Consider the following 19,235-nt stretch of genomic DNA (forward strand, 5'->3'; position numbering starts at 1 on the left):
CGGCGACCTGCTCGATCTGCTCGCCCTCAACCGGGGCCTTGATCCCGCATCGGCCCGCGACGAGGCCCGCGCTTTTCTCGCCCTGCCGCAGGATGGTCCGCGTTATCAGTCGGCAGCCTCCGCATCAAAAGCTCGGAGTTGCCGTTGACCGCACGCAGCGCCGCCGGGACATCCAGGACTCGGCTCAACGCCTCGGGCAGCGCAAAGACCGTTGCCGCCCCCATGGGCGGCACGGTCCGCTGCGCCAGCCTGTCCAGCCCCCCCAACCACTGATCCAGCACGCTCAACAGCCGCTCGGGGTCAAGCGGCTTGGTCAGGTGATCGTTCATCCCGGCTTCCAGGCTGCGCTGGCGGTCATCGGCCATGGCGTGGGCGGTCATGGCGATGACGGGCAAGGTGGTGAGCTTGAGATCGGTCCTGAGGCGCCGGGTGGCTTCCAAGCCATCCATCCCGGGCATCTGAACATCCATGAGCACCAGATCGAAGACCTCGCGCTCGAGACAAGCCAGGGCCTCCTGCCCATTGGCGGCACTGCTGACCGTGATTCCGACGCGCTCCAGCAACTCGCGGGCTACCTGTTGATTGATAGAGTTATCTTCAACAACCAAAACGCGGGCTCCAGCCACCCGCGCTCCCTCGCCAGTGTCGGGCTCGGGGCTGGCCCGCCCCAAGGCCCGCAGGACGGCCCCCTTGAGCCGGGCCCCAAGAACGGGCTTTTCCAGCACTTCCCCCCTATCGCGCGCAAACCGGCGTTTGGCCGGCAGGCCACCGTAGGCGGTCACGACAATCAGGGGCAAGGGCGGCCCCTCTGCGGTATCCAGGCGGGCACAGACCTCGTCGCCATCAAGATCGGGCATGCGCCAGTCAAGGACCAGAAGATCCAGGGGCGGGGCAGTCCCCGCCTGGGCCCGGGCAACACGCTCCAACACCGCCTGCCCCTTGTCCACGGCCTCGACCGTTATCCCCAGGCGTGAGAGGGCCAAAACCAAAACAGCACGGGCAGCGGCGTTGTCGTCAGCGACCAGAGCCCGCACAGAAGACAGATCGTCCTTGGGAATCTCTTTAAAGGGAGCTGGGCGAAAGCGGGCCGAGAGGCAGAAGGTACTCCCAGCGCCTAGCTCGCTGCTAACCTCGATGTCCCCCTCCATCAGGTGGGCCAACTGGCGCGAAATGGCGAGCCCCAGGCCGGTGCCGCCGAAACGCCGGGTGATTGACCCATCAGCCTGGGTGAAGGACTGGAAAAGACGCCCCATGTGCTTGGGGGTCATGCCGATGCCGGTATCCGAGACGCTAAAGCAGATGTCGAGGGTCTCCTCCTGGCCGCCAGAGCGTATCATCTCTTTGCCGCCAGAACGGTTGACCAGCAGTCCGATCCGGCCCTTGTCGGTGAATTTGACGGCATTACTCAACAAATTAATGAGGATTTGGCCAAGCCTCAAAGGATCTCCGATGAGAATATCCGGCAAATCAGGATCAAGTTCCAAATCAAATACCAGATCTTTTTCCCTGAGCCGCGGCATGATGACCGTGGCTGCATTCTCGATCACCTCAAACAGACTGAAGCGGGTGGCCTCAAGGGCCATCTTGCCCGTCTCGATCTTGGAGAGGTCGAGAATATCGTTAAGAAGGCCCAACAGATTGCCGGCCGACGTGTGAATCTTTTCCAGATAGTCGCGTTGCCTTGGGGACAAGTCGGTTTGCAAGGCGAGATGGCTGAGGCCAATCACCGCATTCATAGGAGTGCGGATCTCATGGCTCATGTTGGCCAGAAAACGGCTTTTGACATCGTTCGCCGCCTCAGCGGCATCGCGGGCTTCGCGCAGGGCCTGCTCGGCTTGCTTGCGCTCCGTAATGTCCTGAAACACTGTCACCGACCCCACGATGCGGTCATCAAGGGTCAGCGGCACTGACACGATAGCAACGGGAAACGTCGTGCCATCGCGCCGACGGAAGCTCTCGGACTCTGAGCGATAGATCGCCCCGGCGGTGACGGCACGATGGGGCGGACAGTCAAGCAGGCTGCCTCCCCCTTGCCCGTCATGGGGAGCATGGGCCACGTCATGAATGACCCGCCCCATCAAGGCCTCCCGCGGCCAGCCCAGCAAGCGCTCGGCCTCGGGGTTGACAAACGTCACCCGCCCCACGCCATCCAGGGAGTACACCCCATCGCCCATCGCATCGGTGAGACCGCGCAGAAAGCGGGCCGTTTCCCGATGTTTTTCTTCCATGCGCTTGCGCGCCGTGATGTCGGTGCGAATGGCGACATAGCGAAAAGGCTTTCCTGTTTCATCCAAGAAAGGGACGATGGTCGCCGCCGACCAGTAATAGCCCCCCCCTCGGGTGGCGTTCTTGATCTCGCCGTGCCAGACCTTACCGCTGCTGATGGTCTCCCACAGCCCCCGGAAAAAACCTAGTTCGTGTTCCCCCGATTTGACCATGCGGTGGGTCTTGCCAAGGATGGCCTCGCGGGGATAGCCCGAGATCGTACAAAAGGCATCGTTGGCATACGTAATGGTCCCCTCGGTGTCGGTGGCGGTGACAATCGCGTGCTGGTCCAGGGCGAAAATCTGGAACTCCAGATCGCGGGTCAGATCCTTAAGTCGCCGATTAGCCCGCCGAACCGAGCGCAAGATCCACATCCCCGAAACCACGACGAACAGCATGGTGGCGGCCGAGAGTCCCAGATGTAACGTCACGTATTGCCGCTCACGATCATTGATGTCGGCCTCCAGCGTCCCCAGCTCGCGCTGGCTTTGATGAAACAAGCGATTGGCCGCCTCGGTCAGGCTGGAAAACAGGGGAGGCGCCCGCCAGAGGGTTTCGGTAATGCGCCGATTGAGCGCTTCGGGTATCGTCCCGGCCTCGTCAAGACGCTCGCGATCCGAGAGTAAGGCCGCCACCGCGTTGACCAGCCGCTCCACGGAATCAAGCCCGGGGCGGATGTCGGCAATTTCCGGCAGGTGGTAGCGGGGGCGGTCATCGGACTGATAGGTAATGCGCCGCTCCATCACCTCGTTGTTTTCCATGGCCAACAGGGTCACACGCACCACGGTGCCACCGTTTTGGAGAACCGCCAGTTCCTCGTCGAGATGGGCCAAGGTGTCATGGATCCCGTTCAACACATCCTGGCGCTCGCGCCCCGTGGGGGTGGCCACCAAACGATAGGTAAGGGATTCCAGGCGCGAGATATCGCTGATGATCATTTCACTGATCACCGCGCGACGCCGTTCGTTCTCGGTTCGCTCACTCAACTCCTGGATCAGGGCGTTGAAACCGAGATAGAGTCCGCCCAGCACCACCAGGCCCAGCGCGTAAATGATCACCAGGGTCGAAACATGCCAGGAGGAAATCCCCTCTGAGGCACTTCTCGACGTGGGGCCGGGATCACGGGGGCTGGGGTCGCGCATGCCGACGCTCCGGGGATGAGACCATCCCTCCCAGTATCCCCCATTTGCCGTGGGCGCACCATCTTTTCAATTCTTCAAAAGAAGCCCCCCCTCGCCAAAGGCCCACCCTCCGCGAGAAGGACACGCGTCTTTCAGACGGGGGCCACAAAAGCCCGACTATTTCCATCTTCTTTTGCTCTTTCCAGCCCCCGTAAAAGTTCCTATATAAGGGGATACAAGCTCTCTCGGATCCAAAAAAGAATAGAGAGCCTCGGCAACAGGCAAAATCAGGCACTAGCGCAGGTTGAAACCAACCAACCTTCATGGTCATGGAAATAACGAACCAAAATAAGGACGTTTGCCATGCCCGCCCCCCTAAGCAAATCCGCAACAACGGTGATGGAAGATCTTTTTTCCCGCCGCGATGTCCTGGTCTACGGCTCGGCAACCCTGGGAACCCTGGGAGCCGCCCTGGCCGCATGGCCACTCATCGATTCCATGAATCCGGCCGCCGACGTCTTGGCCCTGTCCACCACCGAAGTGGATCTGACCGGCATTGCAGTGGGCCAAGCCATTACCGTGACTTGGCAGGGCAAGCCGGTGTTCATTCGTCATCGCACCGAGGCCGAAATCGCGGCGGCCCAGGCCGTGGATCCGACCACCTTGCGCGACCCGCAAAGCGATGCCGAGCGCGTCCAGCAGCCCGCATGGCTGGTGGCGGTGGGAATCTGCACTCATTTGGGATGTATTCCGTTGGGTCAAAAGGCCGGGGATCCCCGCGGAGAGTTTGACGGGTGGTTCTGTCCCTGCCACGGCTCCCACTACGACACGGCCGGCCGCGCCCGCAAGGGACCGGCCCCGCTCAACCTTGCCATCCCGCCCTATGCCTTCTTGGACGATGCCCGAATTCGTATCGGCTGACACGAGATCTCTGCGGGCTGACGCCCAACGAACCGGCTGGGGAGGCAAAGACCTCCCCAGCCCCCTTTAAGGCCATTGGGACGCGACCGGCGCAGGCAGGCTACGACCGCTCGATAATAACGGGCGCGGAAAACAAGTAGCCCTGACGGTGGACGGTCTTGATGGCGGAGCGGGTACTGGTGGCCTCCTCGACTTTGCGACGCAAGCGGCGGATCAGGGCTTCCAAACTGCGATTGCCCGCATCGGTGTTTTGGTAGCGCATGGCCGCCAACAGCATCGTTCGCGAGACGGTTTTGCCCGGAGCGCTCAACAAGACCTCCAAGAAGCGGACTTCCGTCGAGGTCAGGGAGATGGCCTCCCCTTGAGGGGGGACCAAAATCCAACGGGTCAGGTCGAAAACCCAAGGGGGACTGCCATCCCCGGGCTCACCGTCCTCGTCGAGAACACCCAGACGTCGGGCCAAGGTCCGAACGGCTGCCATCAGTTCGCGCCCGTCCACCGGCTTGACGAAATAAAGATCGGCCCCGCTGGAAAACCCCCGGATTCGGTCCTCGGTCGAGGATCGCCCACTGAGGTGGATGACGCCCAGGCGGGGGTGGGCCCGCAAGGTCTCGGTCAGCAAGAAGCCATCCTGGTCCGGCAAACCGATGTCGATAATGGCGATATCGTAAGGATGATGATCAAGACACTCGAGAAAATCCCGGGCAGTCCCCACACCCTCGGCCTCCAGGCCGTGAAGGCGCAGGTACTCCACGACACTGTCGCGTACGTCCGCGTCATCCTCGACCATCAGGATTTTAATCATGACTCCTGCATTCCTTCTGGTTGCCCCATGGGTCTGGCCTCCAGGAGTGGCAAGCAAACCAGCACCCGCGTGCCCTGCGCCGGTTGACTTTGCAGATCGATGGTCCCGGCGTGGTGCTCGATCATTTCCCGGGCCAGAAACAGCCCCATGCCGGTTCCGGGAATGGCCTGCGTCCCGGGCGCGCGATACGTCGGTTGGAACACCCGAGACACGGCGTCAGGCGCAATCCCCATGCCGTGATCGACAACCTGCACCATAACACTTCGCCGATCCGAAGTACGCTCAAGAACGACCTGGACCACGGATTGCGCCGCGGAGTATTTCAAGGCATTTTCGATAATATTGACAAATGCGGTCACCATGGCAGGCCGCTCCCCGGCGATCAGCGCATCGTCGCTCTGATCCTCCACCACAACAACACGCTCGGGACTGACAAGGCGAGCCAGGGTTACGGCCTCTTCCACCACCTGCCTCAGAACCAGGGGAGTGACACGCGCTCGCCCACCCCAAAAAATAGAGTCCGGTTCAAGAAGATCCGCCAACCGGTTGACAGCCCGATGTAGTCGCCCCAGGGGTCGGGGAAGCTCCCGCGCGATCAAATGCAGTTCCAAAAGATCAATGGTGCTGCGCAAAATGGCAAGCGGTGCTCGAACCTCATGAAAGAAACTCTCTTGAGCTGATATCCTGATACGATCCTCGGCTAGGCAGCGCAGGACAAAAAAAACACACCCCATCAAGGCGGCCCCCAGCCCCCAGTCCGCCCAAGGCCCTCGGCTCTGCGGGTCCAGCGCCCCAAGCACGGCACTCGCCCCCATCCCCAAAAGCCCGAGATACCCTCCCAGGGTCAACCATCGCGTGAGCCGAGGGACTCCCCTCCCGGACGACCCAAGGCAAAGACCGAGAGACAGAACGACCAGGGCCACAAAAAGGGAGCCCTCCCCCAAAGACGGGGGAAGCGCCGGGGCGACCAGCACGACGCCCCCCCCTGCCAATCCCACCAAAGCAAGGGTCCCCGCCACCAGCCAGCGCCCGGACGAGCCGCCTGCACGTCCCAGGAAACCCGTGGCAGCCAAAGCGCCAGAGCCGCCCACGGCCGCCCCAATGAAGGCCACGTCAGCGCCCTGCGACGCCGGATCCCCCCCCAGACACAGCCCGCCAACCACAGCCACGACGAACCACCCGGCCCGGGTGTCGCCCAGTCGGCCAGCCAGCAGAACTAACCCCAAGAGGCTCAAGCCCAGGAGACCCCACAAGAGGCCGGGCACGACGATGCCCCCCCCTCTTGCACGAGAGGGGAGAGCCCCCCTCCCTCCGACGCACTCCAGGCTTTGGAACCGCTGGAAGGACTCGGCACAACAGACAAGAAAAAGCAACAACCAAGAGACACAACGACCCGAATTATGCTATCGCCCCTCAACATGATCCTCACTTCCGTGAGCGCTTCCCGCCGCCCACGGACACACTACTGGATCCGCTGGGGATGTACAAATGCACCACTCACTTTTATCCCCTCTGCGTAGAGCATGGCTTCTTGCGAGGATTTTTCTGATTTATTCTGACAGTTCATCTGTTTTGGTTGCCAAAGCAGCTTCGGCTGCTTCGACCTCCCCCCCAGAAGCCGCCTTCAGACAGCCCCAGGGTAAAAGTGGCCACGCGACGCTTTTTTTAGGCGGGCCCCTTGCACAAGGACGCGGCAGTCTGACATAAGGGGATGCCTTTTGTTGACCTTAACGTAAACAGAACCCATGGACAAACCCCAGGACGCCTATAGCATCGCCGATCTGGCTCGCGAGTTTTCGGTAACACCGCGCGCGATCCGCTTTTACGAGGACAAAGGCCTGATCGCCCCGGCCCGCGAGGGCTTGCGCCGGATCTACTCTGCGCGCGACCGGGTTCGTCTCAAGCTGATCCTGCGCGGCAAGCGCCTGGGGTTCACCTTGCGCGAAATCCAGGAAATCATTGATCTCTACGATGCGGAACCCACGGGCGAAGCCCAGTTGCGCCGGCTGATCGAAAGCTGCCAGCGTTCCCGAGCCGCCCTGCGCCAGCAAATGGATGACATCCGCATCACCCTCGAAGAGCTTGATGCGGTGGAAAGTCAATGCAGCCAGCTTCTGCACAGCCAGACCGAGGGCGAGCAGGTCCCCCCTCCATGACCGCCGCCCCTCCCCTCTTTGAGGTTGATCCGTGCTTCTTGGGGCGCCTTGCCGTTTTGGCCAACGAACAAGGACGCCCCATTGATCCCCGCGTGGTGGGAACGCGCCATGGCCTGCGCGGCGAGCCGGTACCCTTGGCCACCGTGACGGCCGTCGGGCGGGATGCCGGGTTTGGGATTAGCCCGTGTCGCCTGAGCTGGGACGCCCTGGGCTGCGTGCCCTTACCCGCCTTGATGGTCTTTCGCGACCGCTCCACGGCTATTTTGGACGCCGTGCTCGGCGATCCCCCGCACTCCGTGTTGATCCGTGAAGACGGACCCGATGCCCCCCCCTTAAGCCTCGATCACGACGATCTCGCGCCCCTGTGGGGCGGGGAGATTCTCCTGCTGGAGACCCTCGGGGCCATCGGGTGAATGAGGGTGGGATTTCGGGGACGCCAACAAAAAAAACCTGGGGAGGCGCAGCCTCCCCAGGCCCCTCTGTCTCTTGGAACCGGGGCGATGCCTCAAGAAAGGAATATGTTTTGATGGACGTCTTTGCGGGTCTGTCTCCAGAGCCGGTCTGGCGCCACTTTGCTCAGGTATGCGCCATCCCCCACCCCAGCCACCACGAAGATGCCCTGCGCCAGCACGTTAAGGCCTGGGCCGGGACACGCGGGATTGGCGTGGCCGAGGATAAGGCGGGCAACCTCCTCCTGACCAAGCCGGCCAGCCCGTCGCGCTCGGATCGACCCGGCGTGATCCTTCAGGCCCACCTCGACATGGTCGGCGAGGCGGTGGCCGGATCCTCCCACGACTTCACCCGCGATCCCATCCGTCCCCAGGTGGATCAAGGCTGGGTTCTGGCCCCCGGCACCACCCTGGGCGCCGATAACGGCATCGGGATCGCCTTGGCCCTGGCCGCCCTAGAAGACGACACGCTGGTCCACCCGCCGCTGGAAGTCCTCCTGACCACCGACGAGGAATGCGGCATGGGGGGGGCGCGCGCCTTGGCGCCGGGCTGGCTCCGGGGCCGGGTTCTGCTCAACCTCGATACGGAAGCGGTGGGGGGAGTTCTTTGTCGGCTGTGCCGGCGGCTGCGACGTCGCGGTCAGCGGCGAGCTTCCCACCGGACCGGGCCCGGTGGGAAGCTCGCCGCGGAACGAGGGTCTGGGAGGCCCGCCTCCCCAGCCTGCCCTTCTCTCACGCCTCTATCGGAATGACCCGCACTTTCTCAAGAGTCACAAGCCCCCCCTGCCCCTGCATCAAGGCCTTGACGGTCGGCAAAAACGCATCGAGGCGCTCTTCGTCATCCACGATTTCAACCACCATCGGCAAATCATCCGACAGCCGCAGAATCTTGGTGGTGTGCAATTGGCTGGAGCGGCCATAGCCCAGGGGGCCACGCAGCACGGTCGCCCCGGCGAGGCCGAAGGCGCGGGCCTCCAGGACCAGGGTTTCGTATAAGGGGTGGGCGCCGTGGCGCTTGGCCTCGCCCACAAAAATTCGCAGCAAGGTTGCGTCTTCCCTCATGGCCAGAGCCCTCGCAGCACGCTGCCAGACGCCGTGAGCAACTGGGCCCCCAGGTGCCCTAGCCAGACGCCAAGCAGACACAAGACCACCGATCCCACAACATTAAGCCCGGCCCACAGCCATTGGCCGTCCTGGGCCAGGGCCAGGGTTTGCAAGCTGAACGACGAAAAGGTGGTGAAGCCGCCGCAGACCCCGGTCATGAAAAACTGCCGGATCTCGCCGGGGACCAACCAGCGTCCTTCGGGGGCGGTGAGGGTGGCGAACAGGCCGATGACAAACGAGCCCAGGATGTTGACCGCCAGGGTGCCCCAAGGAAAGGTCTGGCCGGTTTGTGCCGCGACCCAGCCCGACATCCAATAGCGCAGCACGCCGCCCAGGGCGCTGCCCACGGCGATGAGCGCGAACGTCATGCGTTTGGCTCCGTCAAAAACAAAAAAAGGAAGTCTGGGGAGGCGAGGCCTCCCCAGACCCCTCGGGCCGTTATTTATTCAGCGGCCTGGGCGGTGGGCAGCGACCACACGTCGGGGGCGGCGTCGAGGCGAGCCAGCAAGGCGGTGCGCTGGTCGAGCAGGGCCTGGGGGGCGTGTTCGCCGAACTGGGCGAAGTGGGCCTCCTGGGTCTCGGCTTCCACCCGGGCCACGTCCTTGTGGACGGCCATGATCTGGTAGAACTTCGCCTTGTCGAAATCGACGAGGCCATCCCAGCGCAGATCCTGGACATCGGGCACGAAGCCAATCGGGCTTTCCACGGCGCTGCCGGTGTTATCGCAGCGGGCCAGGATCCACTCCAGGGCGCGCATGTTGTCACCGTAGCCCGGCCAGATGAACTTGCCGTTTTCGTCGCGACGGAACCAGTTCACCCGGAAGATCTTGGGCAGCTTGTCGCCCTCGATCTTGGTGCCCATGGTGAGCCAATGGGTCCAGTAGTCGGCCATGTTGTAGCCGCAGAAGGGCAGCATGGCCATGGGATCGCGGCGGATGCCCTTCTGGCCATCGGCGGCGGCGGTGGCCTCCGAGCCCATGGTGGCGGCAAGGTAAACGCCGTGGGTCCAGTCGAAGCTCTGGAACACCAGCGGGAAGTTGTTGGACACGCGCCCGCCGAAGATGAACGCGCTGATCGGCACGCCGGCCGGGTTTTCCCAATCGGGATCAATGGAGGGGGTCTGATTGGCCGGGGCGGTGAAGCGGGCATTGGGGTGCGCCGCCGGACGACCGCAGTCGGGGGTCCAGTCCTGACCCTTCCAGTCGATCAGGTGAGCCGGGGTATCCCGGGTCATGCCTTCCCACCACACGTCGCCATCGTCGGTCAGGGCGACGTTGGTGAAGATGGTGTTCTTGGAGCAAGCGATCATGGCGTTGGGGTTGGTGTGCTCGCCGGTGCCCGGCGCCACGCCAAAGTAGCCCGCCTCGGGGTTGATGGCGCGCAAGGTGCCATCGGGGCCCGGCTTGATCCAGGCGATGTCGTCGCCGATGGTAGTGACTTCCCAGCCCTCATAGGCGGCCGGGGGGATCAGCATGGCGAAGTTGGTCTTGCCGCAGGCGCTGGGGAAGGCGCCAGCCACGTAGCGCTTCTTGCCGTCGGGGCTCTTGACGCCCAAAATCAGCATGTGCTCGGCCAGCCAGCCCTCTTCGCGGGCCATCACCGAGGCGATGCGCAGCGCCAAGCACTTCTTGCCAAGCAGGGCATTGCCGCCGTAGCCCGAGCCAAAGGACATGATCTCGCGGGTTTCGGGGAAGTGCACGATGTAGCGGTTGGCCGGATTGCAGGGCCAAGCCACATCCTTTTCGCCCGCCGCCAGCGGCTTGCCCACCGAGTGCAAGCAAGGCACGAAATCGCCATCGCCCAGCACATCCAGGACCTTGGAGCCCATCCGGGTCATGATGCGCATGTTGACGGCGACGTAGGGGCTGTCGGTCAGCTCGACGCCGATATGGGCGATCGGGCTGCCCAGCGGGCCCATCGAGAACGGAATGACGTAAAGGGTGCGCCCCTTCATGCAGCCGGCATACAGCGTTTTAAGGGTGGCGCGCATGGCGTCGGGGTCGGTCCAGTTGTTGGTCGGACCGGCCTCGTCCTTAGTTCGCGAACAGATGAAGGTGCGGTCCTCGACACGCGCCACGTCCGCCGGATCCGATCGGCAGAGATAGCTGTTGGCCCGCTTCGCCGGGTTCAGTCGGATGAAGGTACCGGACTCGACCATCTCCTGGCACAGGCGGTCGTATTCTTCCTGGGAGCCGTCGCACCAATAGACCCGATCGGGCTCACAGAGCTTGGTCACCTCTTCGACCCACGCGAGGAGCTTTTGGTTGCGGGTGGGGCTCATACTCATGGCGTCCTCCGGTTGGAATGATTTTCAGGAACGTAAAGGGTTCCTGCAAAACCGGCAACAGGCGTTGCGGCGGTCATGGCGCGTGTCACACCGTTGAAAGGGAACCGACGCCGGGACATCCCGGACAGGGCGGATCGGAGGACCTCCCACCACGGGGGCGGAGTCAAGGGAGGACGGGAGGCTGCGGTCACTTCGGTTCCTCATGGGGCCTTTTCACTATACGGGGCCGAACGCCGGGGGGGAAGAATTTGTGTCGAAACTATTCACTTTATCGACTCGTTCTCGCTTCTCGGAAAGATGGTCCCAGAATACCGCTTATCGAGCGCGCTGGAAGGCCGGAGTGCCTGCCCTCTCCCCCCTGAAAGCCCAAAGGAGGGGCGCCGCCGCAACGCCACACCTCGAACGGGAATAAGTCTTTTAAAAGACCACAACCATGCTACTTTCCTCACCCGAAGGGCGATGTGCCGCAACTGGGTTGAAGGGGGTACCATGGGCATCAGAAGCGTCTTGGGACTGTGCTTGGGCGGGCTCGCCCTTCTCCTTGTGATCAGCAACGCCATCAACCTGAGCCGGGAATGGTCGGAACGACGCACCGCCGATCTGTCCGGGCGCCTTTTGCAGGTCTATGCCGCGACCAGCCGGGTCATGGAGGTTTATGGGCAGGAGCGGGGCAGCACGGGCATCCCGCTGGGAGCGGATTCTTCAATCTCCCCGGACCAACGCGCTGCCCTCGACAAGGTCCGGGCCAGCACGGACGAGCGCCTCGCCGCCGTGGCGGCCAGCCTGACGGCGATCGACCGGCCGACCTATACCCAAGCTCTTGACGCGGTACGCCAGCGGCTGCGGGAGGTGCGGGCCCAGGCCGACCAAGCCATGGCCCAGCCTCGCGCCAGCCGCCCGGGAACAGCGGAACGGGGGTATCTGGAGGCCATGTTCCAGATTGCCTCGACCACAACCGACCTCGCGCAAGACGTTCGCGCCGAGTTGAGCACCTTCACCCCGCCACTGGCTCCCTTGGTGGCGCTGGTGGCTCAGGTGATGGAACTGCGCGATATCGGCGGCCGTCAGTCGAGCTTGCTGTTGTCCGGGGTAATGGCGCAAAAGCCCTATGCGCCCGACACGGTGATGACGCTGGAGCGCTTGCAAGGACAAATCGGGCAAATCATCAAGGAGCTTGAAGAGGGCGCGCACGCCAGCGGGTCGGCCTCCCTGACCGAAAACGTGGCCGTCATGAAGCGCACCTACCTGGACGGCATGACCGCGTTTCGCGACCGCCTGATGGCCGCGTCCGCCCAGGGAGGGGCCTATGACCTCGACGGCACACGCTACCGCGCGACCACCAAGCCCTTGCTGGGCGCGATCATCACCCTGCGCGATCAAATCCTGGAGGACGCCGAGGCCCGCATGGCCCTCCTGGATGCACAGGCCGTTCGGGGCATGGTCGGAGCCCTCGGCCTGAGCGCAGCCGCGCTCGTCTTGTTCGCCGCGGCGGTGATCGTCCTCCAGCGCCGGATCGTCTTGCCCCTGACCGGCCTGACCCGGGTCCTGGTCACGATTGCCGGAGGCGAACGCGATCAAACGATCGCCTGGACCACGCGGGGCGACGAAATCGGGGCCATGGCCCGCGCCGTGGTGGTGCTTCAGGACACCTCACGCGAAGCAGATCGCCTTGCGCAAGAACAACAAAAAGAACAAGTTAAGCGCGACCATCTTCACGCCCAAACCAACGCCCGTCTCAACGCCTTTGTTTCCCGGATGGGGGACATCGCCCGAACGTTTGCCCGCGCGGTGGATGACCTCGGCCGTAGCGCCGACACCTTGCGCTGCACCGCCTTGGCCACCACGGACCAATCCCAGGCCACGGCCCACGCGGCCACCCAGATGGACGCGAACATCCAAACCGTCGCCGCGGCATCGGGGCAGTTGATGACGTCGATCACCGACATTGCCCGCCGGGTGGACGAAACCACCGCCACCTCACGCGCCGCTGTGCACGAAACCGAGGCCACCACCGCCGTGATCGCCGGGCTCGCCGACGCCGCGCGCCAGATTGGCGACGTGGTGTCGCTGATCACCTCCGTGGCCGCCCAAACCAACCTGCTGGCTTTGAACGCCACCATCGAGGCGGCCCGGGCCGGTGATGCCGGCAAGGGCTTCGCCGTGGTGGCCGGCGAGGTCAAAATCCTGGCCGGGCAGACCGCCCGCGCCACCGAGGAAATCCAGGCCAAGGTCGCCCACATCCAAGGCGAAACCGGAAAAGCGGTGGAAGCCATCGCGGGGATCCGCGCCACGGTGGGCGCCATCAGCGAGGCCGCCGCCGGCATCGCCGCCGCCATGACGCAGCAAGGCAGCGCCACCCGCGACATTACCCGCAACATTCACGAGGCGGCCCAAGGCGTGGGAGACGTGTCGGCCAGTGTCCGGCAGGTCTCCCAAGCCGCCTCGCAAACCACGGCGGCGGCCGATGGCCTGGGGGGCGTGTCCGAGACCATCGTGCGGGAATCCGAGGCCCTCAGGACAACCGTGGACTCCTTGGTCTCCGATCTTCATCGGGCGAACGCCTGAGACGTCACCCCGGGCCATAACACCTCTTCGCTGCCCCAATAAAAGAAGGAGAGGCGAAATGCCTCTCCTCGCCCTTTCCGCCCACACACCGGTGTTTTTTCTACCTAAAATTAAATCTTCTTCAACTCGGGCAAGGAGAGCCACGAAAGAAAACAACTTTTAGGACTTTCAGATGACTGAGATATCGACTCAAAGGATGTATTAATGCATTTATTCTATTTAAAACAAATGACCTTTTTGTCATACTCTCTTCTGACACCAGACAAGGAACCATCAGAGGGGAAGTATGATGGGAATCCGAGCGCTTTTAACCCTGTGTATGGGCGGGGTCGCCTTTTTGCTGCTGATCAGCAGCGCCGTGAACATGGAGCGCGAATGGACGCGCCTTTCCTCAATCACCGCTTCTGAACATCTGGTCGCCGCCTACGGTGCCGCCGGGCGTACCTTGGAATACGTGGGGCAGGAACGCGGGACGACCTCGCTCCCCCTCGCCGCTGACACGGCAGCCGATGACACCCGTCGCACCCCGGTGCGCGAGGCCCGAGCCAAGCTCGACACCCGGCTCCAGGAAACCCAGGCCGCCCTCGAGGTGGTGAACAACAAGGCCTTCACCGACGCCTTCAGCGCCCTGAGCCATCGCCTGACCCAGGCCAGGACCCTCGCCGATCAGGCCATGGCGCAGGACAAGGCCCAACGCGATCCCGGTGCCCAGAAAAAATACCAAGAAGAAATGTTCGCCATCGCCACGGCGACCACCGATCTGGCCCAGGACGTGCGCGTCGCCATCAGCGCCCACACGCCCCAAATCGCCCCTTACGCCACCGCCATCGCCCTCGCCATTGAACTGCGCGATCTTGGGGGCCGGCAGTCCAACATGCTGCTCAACACGGTGATGACGCAAAAGCCCATGACCTCGGAGACAGAACGACAGGTTCTGACCTTCCAGGGACAAGTCAAGCAACTGCTGACCGAAATTGAAGAGGTGGCGCGCGGCCTCAACAATCCGGTTCTGACGGGGGCCCTCGCCTCGTTGCAGCGCGATTACGTCGATGCTTTCGCCCGCTTCAAGGACAAGATCCTCGACGCCTCGGATAAAGGCGGCACCTACGGCCTGGATGGCCCCACCTACCGCGCCACCACCCAACCCATGCTGGCGGCTATTGTCAACGTGCGCGACACGGCCCTTTCGGTGGCCCAGGACAAGATCCACGACCTCGCCCACGACGCCAGACGCAATCTTTGGTTGGCCATCGCCTTCGCCTGCGCCGCCATTCTCTTGACCGGGGGGGCCAGCGTGATCATTCAACGCCGGGTCATCTCGCCGCTGCAAGGCCTGACCCAGGCGATTAACGCCATCGCCAATGGTCGGCGCGACCTTGACATCGTCTGGACCCAGCGCCCCGACGAGATCGGCACCATGGCCCGGGCCGTGGTGGTGCTTCAAGACACCTCGCGCGACGCCGACCGCCTGGGCCAGTTCCAGCGCGACGAACAAATCCAGCGCGAACGCCGCCACGAAGACACCAACGCCCTGATCCAGGGCTTCGTGGATCACATGGCCGAAATCGCCCGCGGCTTCGCCGTCTCGGTGGAGGCCCTGCGCGCGAGCGGCGCCACCTTGCGCGATGCCGCCAGCCAGACCCGGGGCCAGTCCGAGGCCACCGCCTTGGCCTCGGAGCAGGTGGACGGCAACATCCAGACCGTGGCCGCCGCCTCGGAACAACTCTCGGCCTCCATCGCCGAGATCGCCCGGCGCGTGAGCGAAACCTCCAACACCTCCCAAGCCGCGGTCCAGGAAACCGAAACCACCACCAGCGTGATCGCCGGCCTGGCCGAGGCCGCGCGCCAGATTGGCGATGTGGTGGCCCTGATCAACTCCATTGCCTCGCAAACCAATCTTCTGGCCCTCAACGCCACCATCGAGGCAGCGCGGGCCGGCGAAGCGGGCAAGGGGTTTGCCGTCGTGGCCGGCGAGGTCAAAAGTCTGGCCGGACAAACAGCCCGCGCCACCGACGAAATCCAGCTCAAGGTGGCCCACATCCAGGCCGAAACCGGCAAGGCCGTCGAGGCCATTGCCGGCATCAAGGCAACCGTGGGCGCCATCAGCACCGCCGCCAGCAGCATCGCCGCCGCTGTGGAGCAGCAAGGCGCCGCCACCGCCGAGATCGCCCGCAACATCCAACAGGCCGCCTCGGGGGTGGGCGAAGTCTCGACCAACGCCCAAAACGTCTCCGAGGCCGCGGTCCAGACCACCAGCGCCGCCCAGGACCTGGGCCAAGTCAGCGAAACCATTGTTCACGAGTCCGACCTGCTCAAACGCACAGTCGAAACCTTCGTCAGCGACCTGCACCGCCTGACGGCCTGACATCCCGGCCCAGGAAAGCCCCCGAAACCGAGGGGTCTGGGGAGGCCGCGCCTCCCCAGCCTGCCTTCCCTTCCTCACCCGCCGGGACGCCCCCGTTCAATTGCCTCGGGATCGGCACGCTCACCTCTTTTCCAAACGGGCAGGGATGGTTAGGCTGATGCAGTTTCTCCATCCATCGCGGAGCCCGTCATGTTCGTTCGTGCCATCGTTCTCGCCGCAGGGCTGGCTGTGGTCCCGCTTTGGGGGGCTGGAGCCCAGGAGCCTTCCCCGATCACCGTCGAGGGGGCGTGGGCCCGCGCCTCGGCGTCGGTGGCCCGGGTGGCCGGTGCCTTCATGACATTTCACAACCAAGGCCCCGCTGATCGCCTGATCAAGGCCGAAGCCGATATTTCCCAGCGCGTCGAACTCCACACCCAGTCGTTCAAGAACGGCATGGCCACCATGCGCTCCCTGCCCGGCCTTGACATCGCGGCCAAGGCCGACACGGTCTTGGAACCCGGGGGCCTACACATCATGTTCATTGACCTCAAGGCGCCCTTGAAGGAAGGAGACCGCTTCCCTCTGGCGCTGACGTTTGAGCGCGCCGGCACGATCCAGGTGGAGGTCGCCGTCAAGGCCGCTGGCTCCATGAGCGGCATGGACGGCATGGGCGGCATGGGCGGCATGGGCGCGCAGGGAGAAAAACCGTGACCCGTCGCATCGCCCTGGTGGATGACGACCGCAATATCCTGACCTCGGTCTCCCTGACCCTGGAAGCCGAGGGCTTTCACGTCACCACCTACAACGACGGCGCCGAAGCCTTGCGTGGCCTGACCGCCGAGCCGGTGGACCTCGCGGTCCTCGATGTCAAAATGCCGCGCATGGATGGCATGGAGCTTTTGCAAAAGTTGCGCGAACGCACCACCATGCCCATCATCTTCCTCACCTCGAAAGATGACGAGGTGGACGAGCTGATGGGCTTGCGCCTGGGCGCCGACGACTACATCAAAAAACCCTTCTCCCAGCGCCTTCTGATCGAGCGCATCCGCACCCTCTTGCGCCGCCTTGACCTGCGCGCCGGATCAGCGGGGCCCGACCTGTCCAAAAGCGCCCTGGTGCGCGGCGACCTCACCTTGGATCCCGATCGCCACCTGTGCGCTTGGAAGGGACAGGCCGTCGATCTCACCGTCACCGAGTTCTTGATCCTCCAGGCCCTGGCCCAGCGCCCGGGCCATGTCAAAAGCCGCGACCAATTGATCGACGCCGCCTATGGCGAAAACATTTATGTCGATGACCGCACCATCGACAGCCACATCAAACGGCTGCGCAAAAAGTTCCGCGATGTTGACCGCTCCTTCTCGGAAATCGAGACCTTGTACGGCGTCGGCTACCGCTACAAGGACCCCGTCCCGCTGCGTCCCCCGGGAGAAGGAGCCCCCTCCGCCTAGAGGCGGCTCCTTGCCCCTCCCCTAAGGAGGGGTTTGGGGAGGCCCGCCTCCCCAGCCTTCTCTCTTCAAGGAACCTTCATGTCCGTCGCCGATGACGATGATCCCCCCAGCGGGCCCGAGCCCCGGCGTCCGGGGCCGCAGGGACGCCGCGGCCTGTTTCGCTCCGGGCTCACCCGGCGGATCCTGGCCGTCAACCTCATTGCCCCCATTTTCCTGGCGGTTGGCTTTCTTTACCTCGACGTCTACAAGAAAGCCCTGACTGCCTCGACCTTTCAGGCCCTGCGCACGGAAGCGGATCTGATCGCCGCGGCCATCGCCGAGGGCGCGGTCAATCTTGATGTCAACGTCGATGGCCGGGTGGTCCGCGCGACCCACGGCATCAACCCCGACACCGCGCGGCAGATGGTCCGCCGCCTCGCCAATCTGGCCAACGTGCGCGCCCGCCTGTTTGGCACCAATGGCACCTTGCTCGCCGACAGTCAGCGTCTGGTGGGCTATGGCGGCGTGGTCCAGGTCGTCGATCTGCCGCCACCGCCCCGGCCCGACCAGACCGTCCCCAGCGTGGCCCGGCGCCTCTACGACGCCTTGCTGCCCTCGGCCGCCGAGAGCAGCGGCCTCATGACCGACGTCGAGCACCCCCACCCGACCATCAGCGACTATCCCGAGGTTGCCGATGCCCTGACCCTGGGCGAAAACAGCCAAGCGATGCGCGTGCGCCCCGAGCACGGCATTGTCCTCTCGGTCGCCGTGCCGGTGCAGTACTACAAGCAAGTGGTCGGCGCGGTGATGGTCTCGCGCAGCGGCGATGACATCATCGAAAGCCTGTTCGAGATGCGCCTCGCGGTGATGGAGATTTTCACCTTCACCCTGTCGCTCACCATCTCGATGTCCCTCTACCTGGCCGGTACCATCGCCCGGCCGCTGGTCCGCCTCGCCGCCGCCGCCGACCGGGTGCGCCGGGGCAAGGGAGGGCGCGAAACCGGCATCCCCGACTATTCAGCCCGCAGCGACGAACTGGGCGATCTCTCGGAGGCCCTGCGCGCCATGACCGAGGCCCTATGGGCCCGCATGGACGCCATCGAGGGCTTTGCCGCCGATGTCTCCCACGAGATCAAGAACCCCCTGACCTCCTTGCGCAGCGCCGTCGAGACCGCGGCGCGCCTCGACGACCCCGTAAAGCAAAAACGCCTGATGGCGGTCATCGTGGATGACGTCCAGCGCCTAGATCGCCTGATCACCGACATCAGCGACGCCTCGCGCCTGGATGCCGAGCTGTCGCGGGCCGAAAAAGACCCCGTGGCCCTGCGGCCCATACTAGAAACCCTCGCCGAAATCCACGAGTCCGAGGCGCGCGAGCGCAAGGTGGCCCTGGTCGTGGACGGGAATGCCACCGAGCCGCTGGTCGTGCTGGGCATGGAGGGGCGTTTGGTGCAGGTGTTTCGCAACCTGATCGTCAATGCCCTGTCGTTCTCTCCCGAAGGCGGGACCCTGCGCCTCAAGGGCCGCCGGGTACGCGACCGATTGATCGTGACGGTGGACGATGACGGCCCCGGCATTCCGCCGGGCTCGGAGGAGGYCATCTTCAAGCGCTTCTATTCCGAACGCCCCAGCGCCGAGAAGTTTGGCACCCACTCGGGCCTGGGCCTCGCCATCAGCCGCCAGATCATCGACACCCACGGCGGCACCATCCGCGCCAGCAACCGGCTGGATCGCCAGGGGAACGTCCTGGGGGCGCGCTTTGTTGTGGATCTGCCGGCCGCTTGACAGGGG

Annotated in this window: 15 protein-coding genes; 9 read left to right on the plus strand and 6 right to left on the minus strand. The window is 64.0% G+C overall.

From position 1 onward, the window contains the following. Window positions 1-26: 26 nt before the first annotated feature. Entirely contained in the window at window positions 27-3,407 is a 3,381-nt protein-coding gene (locus RSPPHO_RS17395) for a response regulator (RefSeq protein WP_051013567.1), read from the minus strand. Between the two features lie 342 nt (window positions 3,408-3,749). On the opposite strand from RSPPHO_RS17395, the gene petA reads away from it, so the two are divergent. Next, entirely contained in the window at window positions 3,750-4,307 is a 558-nt protein-coding gene (gene petA / locus RSPPHO_RS01935) for a ubiquinol-cytochrome c reductase iron-sulfur subunit (RefSeq protein WP_014413607.1), read from the plus strand. A 100-nt stretch (window positions 4,308-4,407) separates the two neighbouring features. On the opposite strand, the gene RSPPHO_RS01940 is transcribed toward petA, so the two are convergent. After that, window positions 4,408-5,112, minus strand: a complete 705-nt coding sequence (locus tag RSPPHO_RS01940; RefSeq protein WP_041793739.1) for a response regulator transcription factor — start codon at window positions 5,110-5,112, stop codon at window positions 4,408-4,410. Next, window positions 5,109-6,377 carry a sensor histidine kinase gene (locus RSPPHO_RS01945; protein ID WP_041793741.1) on the minus strand — a complete coding sequence of 423 codons (1,269 nt, stop codon included), beginning with the start codon at window positions 6,375-6,377 and terminating at the stop codon, window positions 5,109-5,111. The genes RSPPHO_RS01940 and RSPPHO_RS01945 overlap by 4 nt, the downstream gene beginning before the upstream one ends. Window positions 6,378-6,857: 480 nt before the next feature. On the opposite strand from RSPPHO_RS01945, the gene RSPPHO_RS01950 reads away from it, so the two are divergent. The 3 genes from RSPPHO_RS01950 (at window position 6,858) to RSPPHO_RS01960 (ending at window position 8,469) form a co-directional block, all read left to right on the plus strand. Continuing rightward, entirely contained in the window at window positions 6,858-7,268 is a 411-nt protein-coding gene (locus RSPPHO_RS01950) for a MerR family transcriptional regulator (protein WP_014413610.1), read from the plus strand. After that, window positions 7,265-7,681 carry a cysteine peptidase family C39 domain-containing protein gene (locus RSPPHO_RS01955; RefSeq protein ID WP_041793743.1) on the plus strand — a complete coding sequence of 139 codons (417 nt, stop codon included), beginning with the start codon at window positions 7,265-7,267 and terminating at the stop codon, window positions 7,679-7,681. The genes RSPPHO_RS01950 and RSPPHO_RS01955 overlap by 4 nt, the downstream gene beginning before the upstream one ends. Before the next feature lie 113 nt (window positions 7,682-7,794). Beyond that, window positions 7,795-8,469, plus strand: coding sequence for a M20/M25/M40 family metallo-hydrolase (locus tag RSPPHO_RS01960; RefSeq protein WP_051013568.1), 675 nt, complete (start codon window positions 7,795-7,797; stop codon window positions 8,467-8,469). Here RSPPHO_RS01960 and RSPPHO_RS01965 read toward each other — a convergent pair. From RSPPHO_RS01965 to RSPPHO_RS01975, 3 genes are all read right to left on the minus strand, one after another. Further along, on the minus strand, window positions 8,450-8,761 hold the full coding sequence (locus tag RSPPHO_RS01965) for a DUF190 domain-containing protein (protein ID WP_242390554.1): 312 nt from the start codon (window positions 8,759-8,761) through the stop codon (window positions 8,450-8,452). The two genes, RSPPHO_RS01960 and RSPPHO_RS01965, sit on opposite strands and share 20 nt — an antisense overlap. 14 nt (window positions 8,762-8,775) lie before the next feature. Beyond that, window positions 8,776-9,189, minus strand: coding sequence for a fluoride efflux transporter CrcB (crcB, locus tag RSPPHO_RS01970; RefSeq protein WP_014413612.1), 414 nt, complete (start codon window positions 9,187-9,189; stop codon window positions 8,776-8,778). Between the two features lie 74 nt (window positions 9,190-9,263). Further along, window positions 9,264-11,108 carry a phosphoenolpyruvate carboxykinase (GTP) gene (locus RSPPHO_RS01975; protein WP_014413613.1) on the minus strand — a complete coding sequence of 615 codons (1,845 nt, stop codon included), beginning with the start codon at window positions 11,106-11,108 and terminating at the stop codon, window positions 9,264-9,266. A 489-nt stretch (window positions 11,109-11,597) separates the two neighbouring features. Between RSPPHO_RS01975 and RSPPHO_RS01980 the strand changes: the two genes are divergently transcribed. The 5 genes from RSPPHO_RS01980 (at window position 11,598) to RSPPHO_RS02000 (ending at window position 19,229) form a co-directional block, all read left to right on the plus strand. Continuing rightward, window positions 11,598-13,673 carry a methyl-accepting chemotaxis protein gene (locus RSPPHO_RS01980; protein WP_041793745.1) on the plus strand — a complete coding sequence of 692 codons (2,076 nt, stop codon included), beginning with the start codon at window positions 11,598-11,600 and terminating at the stop codon, window positions 13,671-13,673. Between the two features lie 286 nt (window positions 13,674-13,959). After that, window positions 13,960-16,038: a methyl-accepting chemotaxis protein gene (locus RSPPHO_RS01985; RefSeq protein WP_014413615.1), complete on the plus strand. Its 2,079-nt coding sequence runs from the start codon at window positions 13,960-13,962 to the stop codon at window positions 16,036-16,038. 189 nt (window positions 16,039-16,227) lie between these two features. Beyond that, window positions 16,228-16,728 (plus strand): copper chaperone PCu(A)C, encoded by a 501-nt coding sequence (locus RSPPHO_RS01990; RefSeq protein WP_014413616.1) that lies wholly within the window; start codon window positions 16,228-16,230, stop codon window positions 16,726-16,728. Further along, window positions 16,725-17,465, plus strand: coding sequence for a response regulator transcription factor (locus RSPPHO_RS01995; protein ID WP_014413617.1), 741 nt, complete (start codon window positions 16,725-16,727; stop codon window positions 17,463-17,465). Before RSPPHO_RS01990 ends, RSPPHO_RS01995 begins: the two co-directional genes overlap by 4 nt. Before the next feature lie 78 nt (window positions 17,466-17,543). Then, window positions 17,544-19,229, plus strand: a complete 1,686-nt coding sequence (locus RSPPHO_RS02000) for a stimulus-sensing domain-containing protein (RefSeq protein ID WP_041793747.1) — start codon at window positions 17,544-17,546, stop codon at window positions 19,227-19,229. Window positions 19,230-19,235: the final 6 nt, after the last annotated feature.

This window comes from Pararhodospirillum photometricum DSM 122 (genome assembly GCF_000284415.1).
Lineage (GTDB): Bacteria > Pseudomonadota > Alphaproteobacteria > Rhodospirillales > Rhodospirillaceae > Pararhodospirillum > Pararhodospirillum photometricum.

What these genes read in the sequence shown, in the direction of transcription:
- RSPPHO_RS01985 (WP_014413615.1), top strand. Translation starts at nt 13,960, where the DNA reads ATGATGGGAATCCGAGCGCTTTTAACCCTGTGTATGGGCGGGGTCGCC.
- RSPPHO_RS01975 (WP_014413613.1), bottom strand. Translation starts at nt 11,108, where the DNA reads ATGAGTATGAGCCCCACCCGCAACCAAAAGCTCCTCGCGTGGGTCGAA.
- RSPPHO_RS01980 (WP_041793745.1), top strand. Translation starts at nt 11,598, where the DNA reads ATGGGCATCAGAAGCGTCTTGGGACTGTGCTTGGGCGGGCTCGCCCTT.
- petA (WP_014413607.1), top strand. Translation starts at nt 3,750, where the DNA reads ATGCCCGCCCCCCTAAGCAAATCCGCAACAACGGTGATGGAAGATCTT.
- RSPPHO_RS01940 (WP_041793739.1), bottom strand. Translation starts at nt 5,112, where the DNA reads ATGATTAAAATCCTGATGGTCGAGGATGACGCGGACGTACGCGACAGT.
- RSPPHO_RS01960 (WP_051013568.1), top strand. Translation starts at nt 7,795, where the DNA reads ATGGACGTCTTTGCGGGTCTGTCTCCAGAGCCGGTCTGGCGCCACTTT.
- RSPPHO_RS01950 (WP_014413610.1), top strand. Translation starts at nt 6,858, where the DNA reads ATGGACAAACCCCAGGACGCCTATAGCATCGCCGATCTGGCTCGCGAG.
- RSPPHO_RS17395 (WP_051013567.1), bottom strand. Translation starts at nt 3,407, where the DNA reads ATGCGCGACCCCAGCCCCCGTGATCCCGGCCCCACGTCGAGAAGTGCC.
- RSPPHO_RS01990 (WP_014413616.1), top strand. Translation starts at nt 16,228, where the DNA reads ATGTTCGTTCGTGCCATCGTTCTCGCCGCAGGGCTGGCTGTGGTCCCG.
- RSPPHO_RS01955 (WP_041793743.1), top strand. Translation starts at nt 7,265, where the DNA reads ATGACCGCCGCCCCTCCCCTCTTTGAGGTTGATCCGTGCTTCTTGGGG.
- crcB (WP_014413612.1), bottom strand. Translation starts at nt 9,189, where the DNA reads ATGACGTTCGCGCTCATCGCCGTGGGCAGCGCCCTGGGCGGCGTGCTG.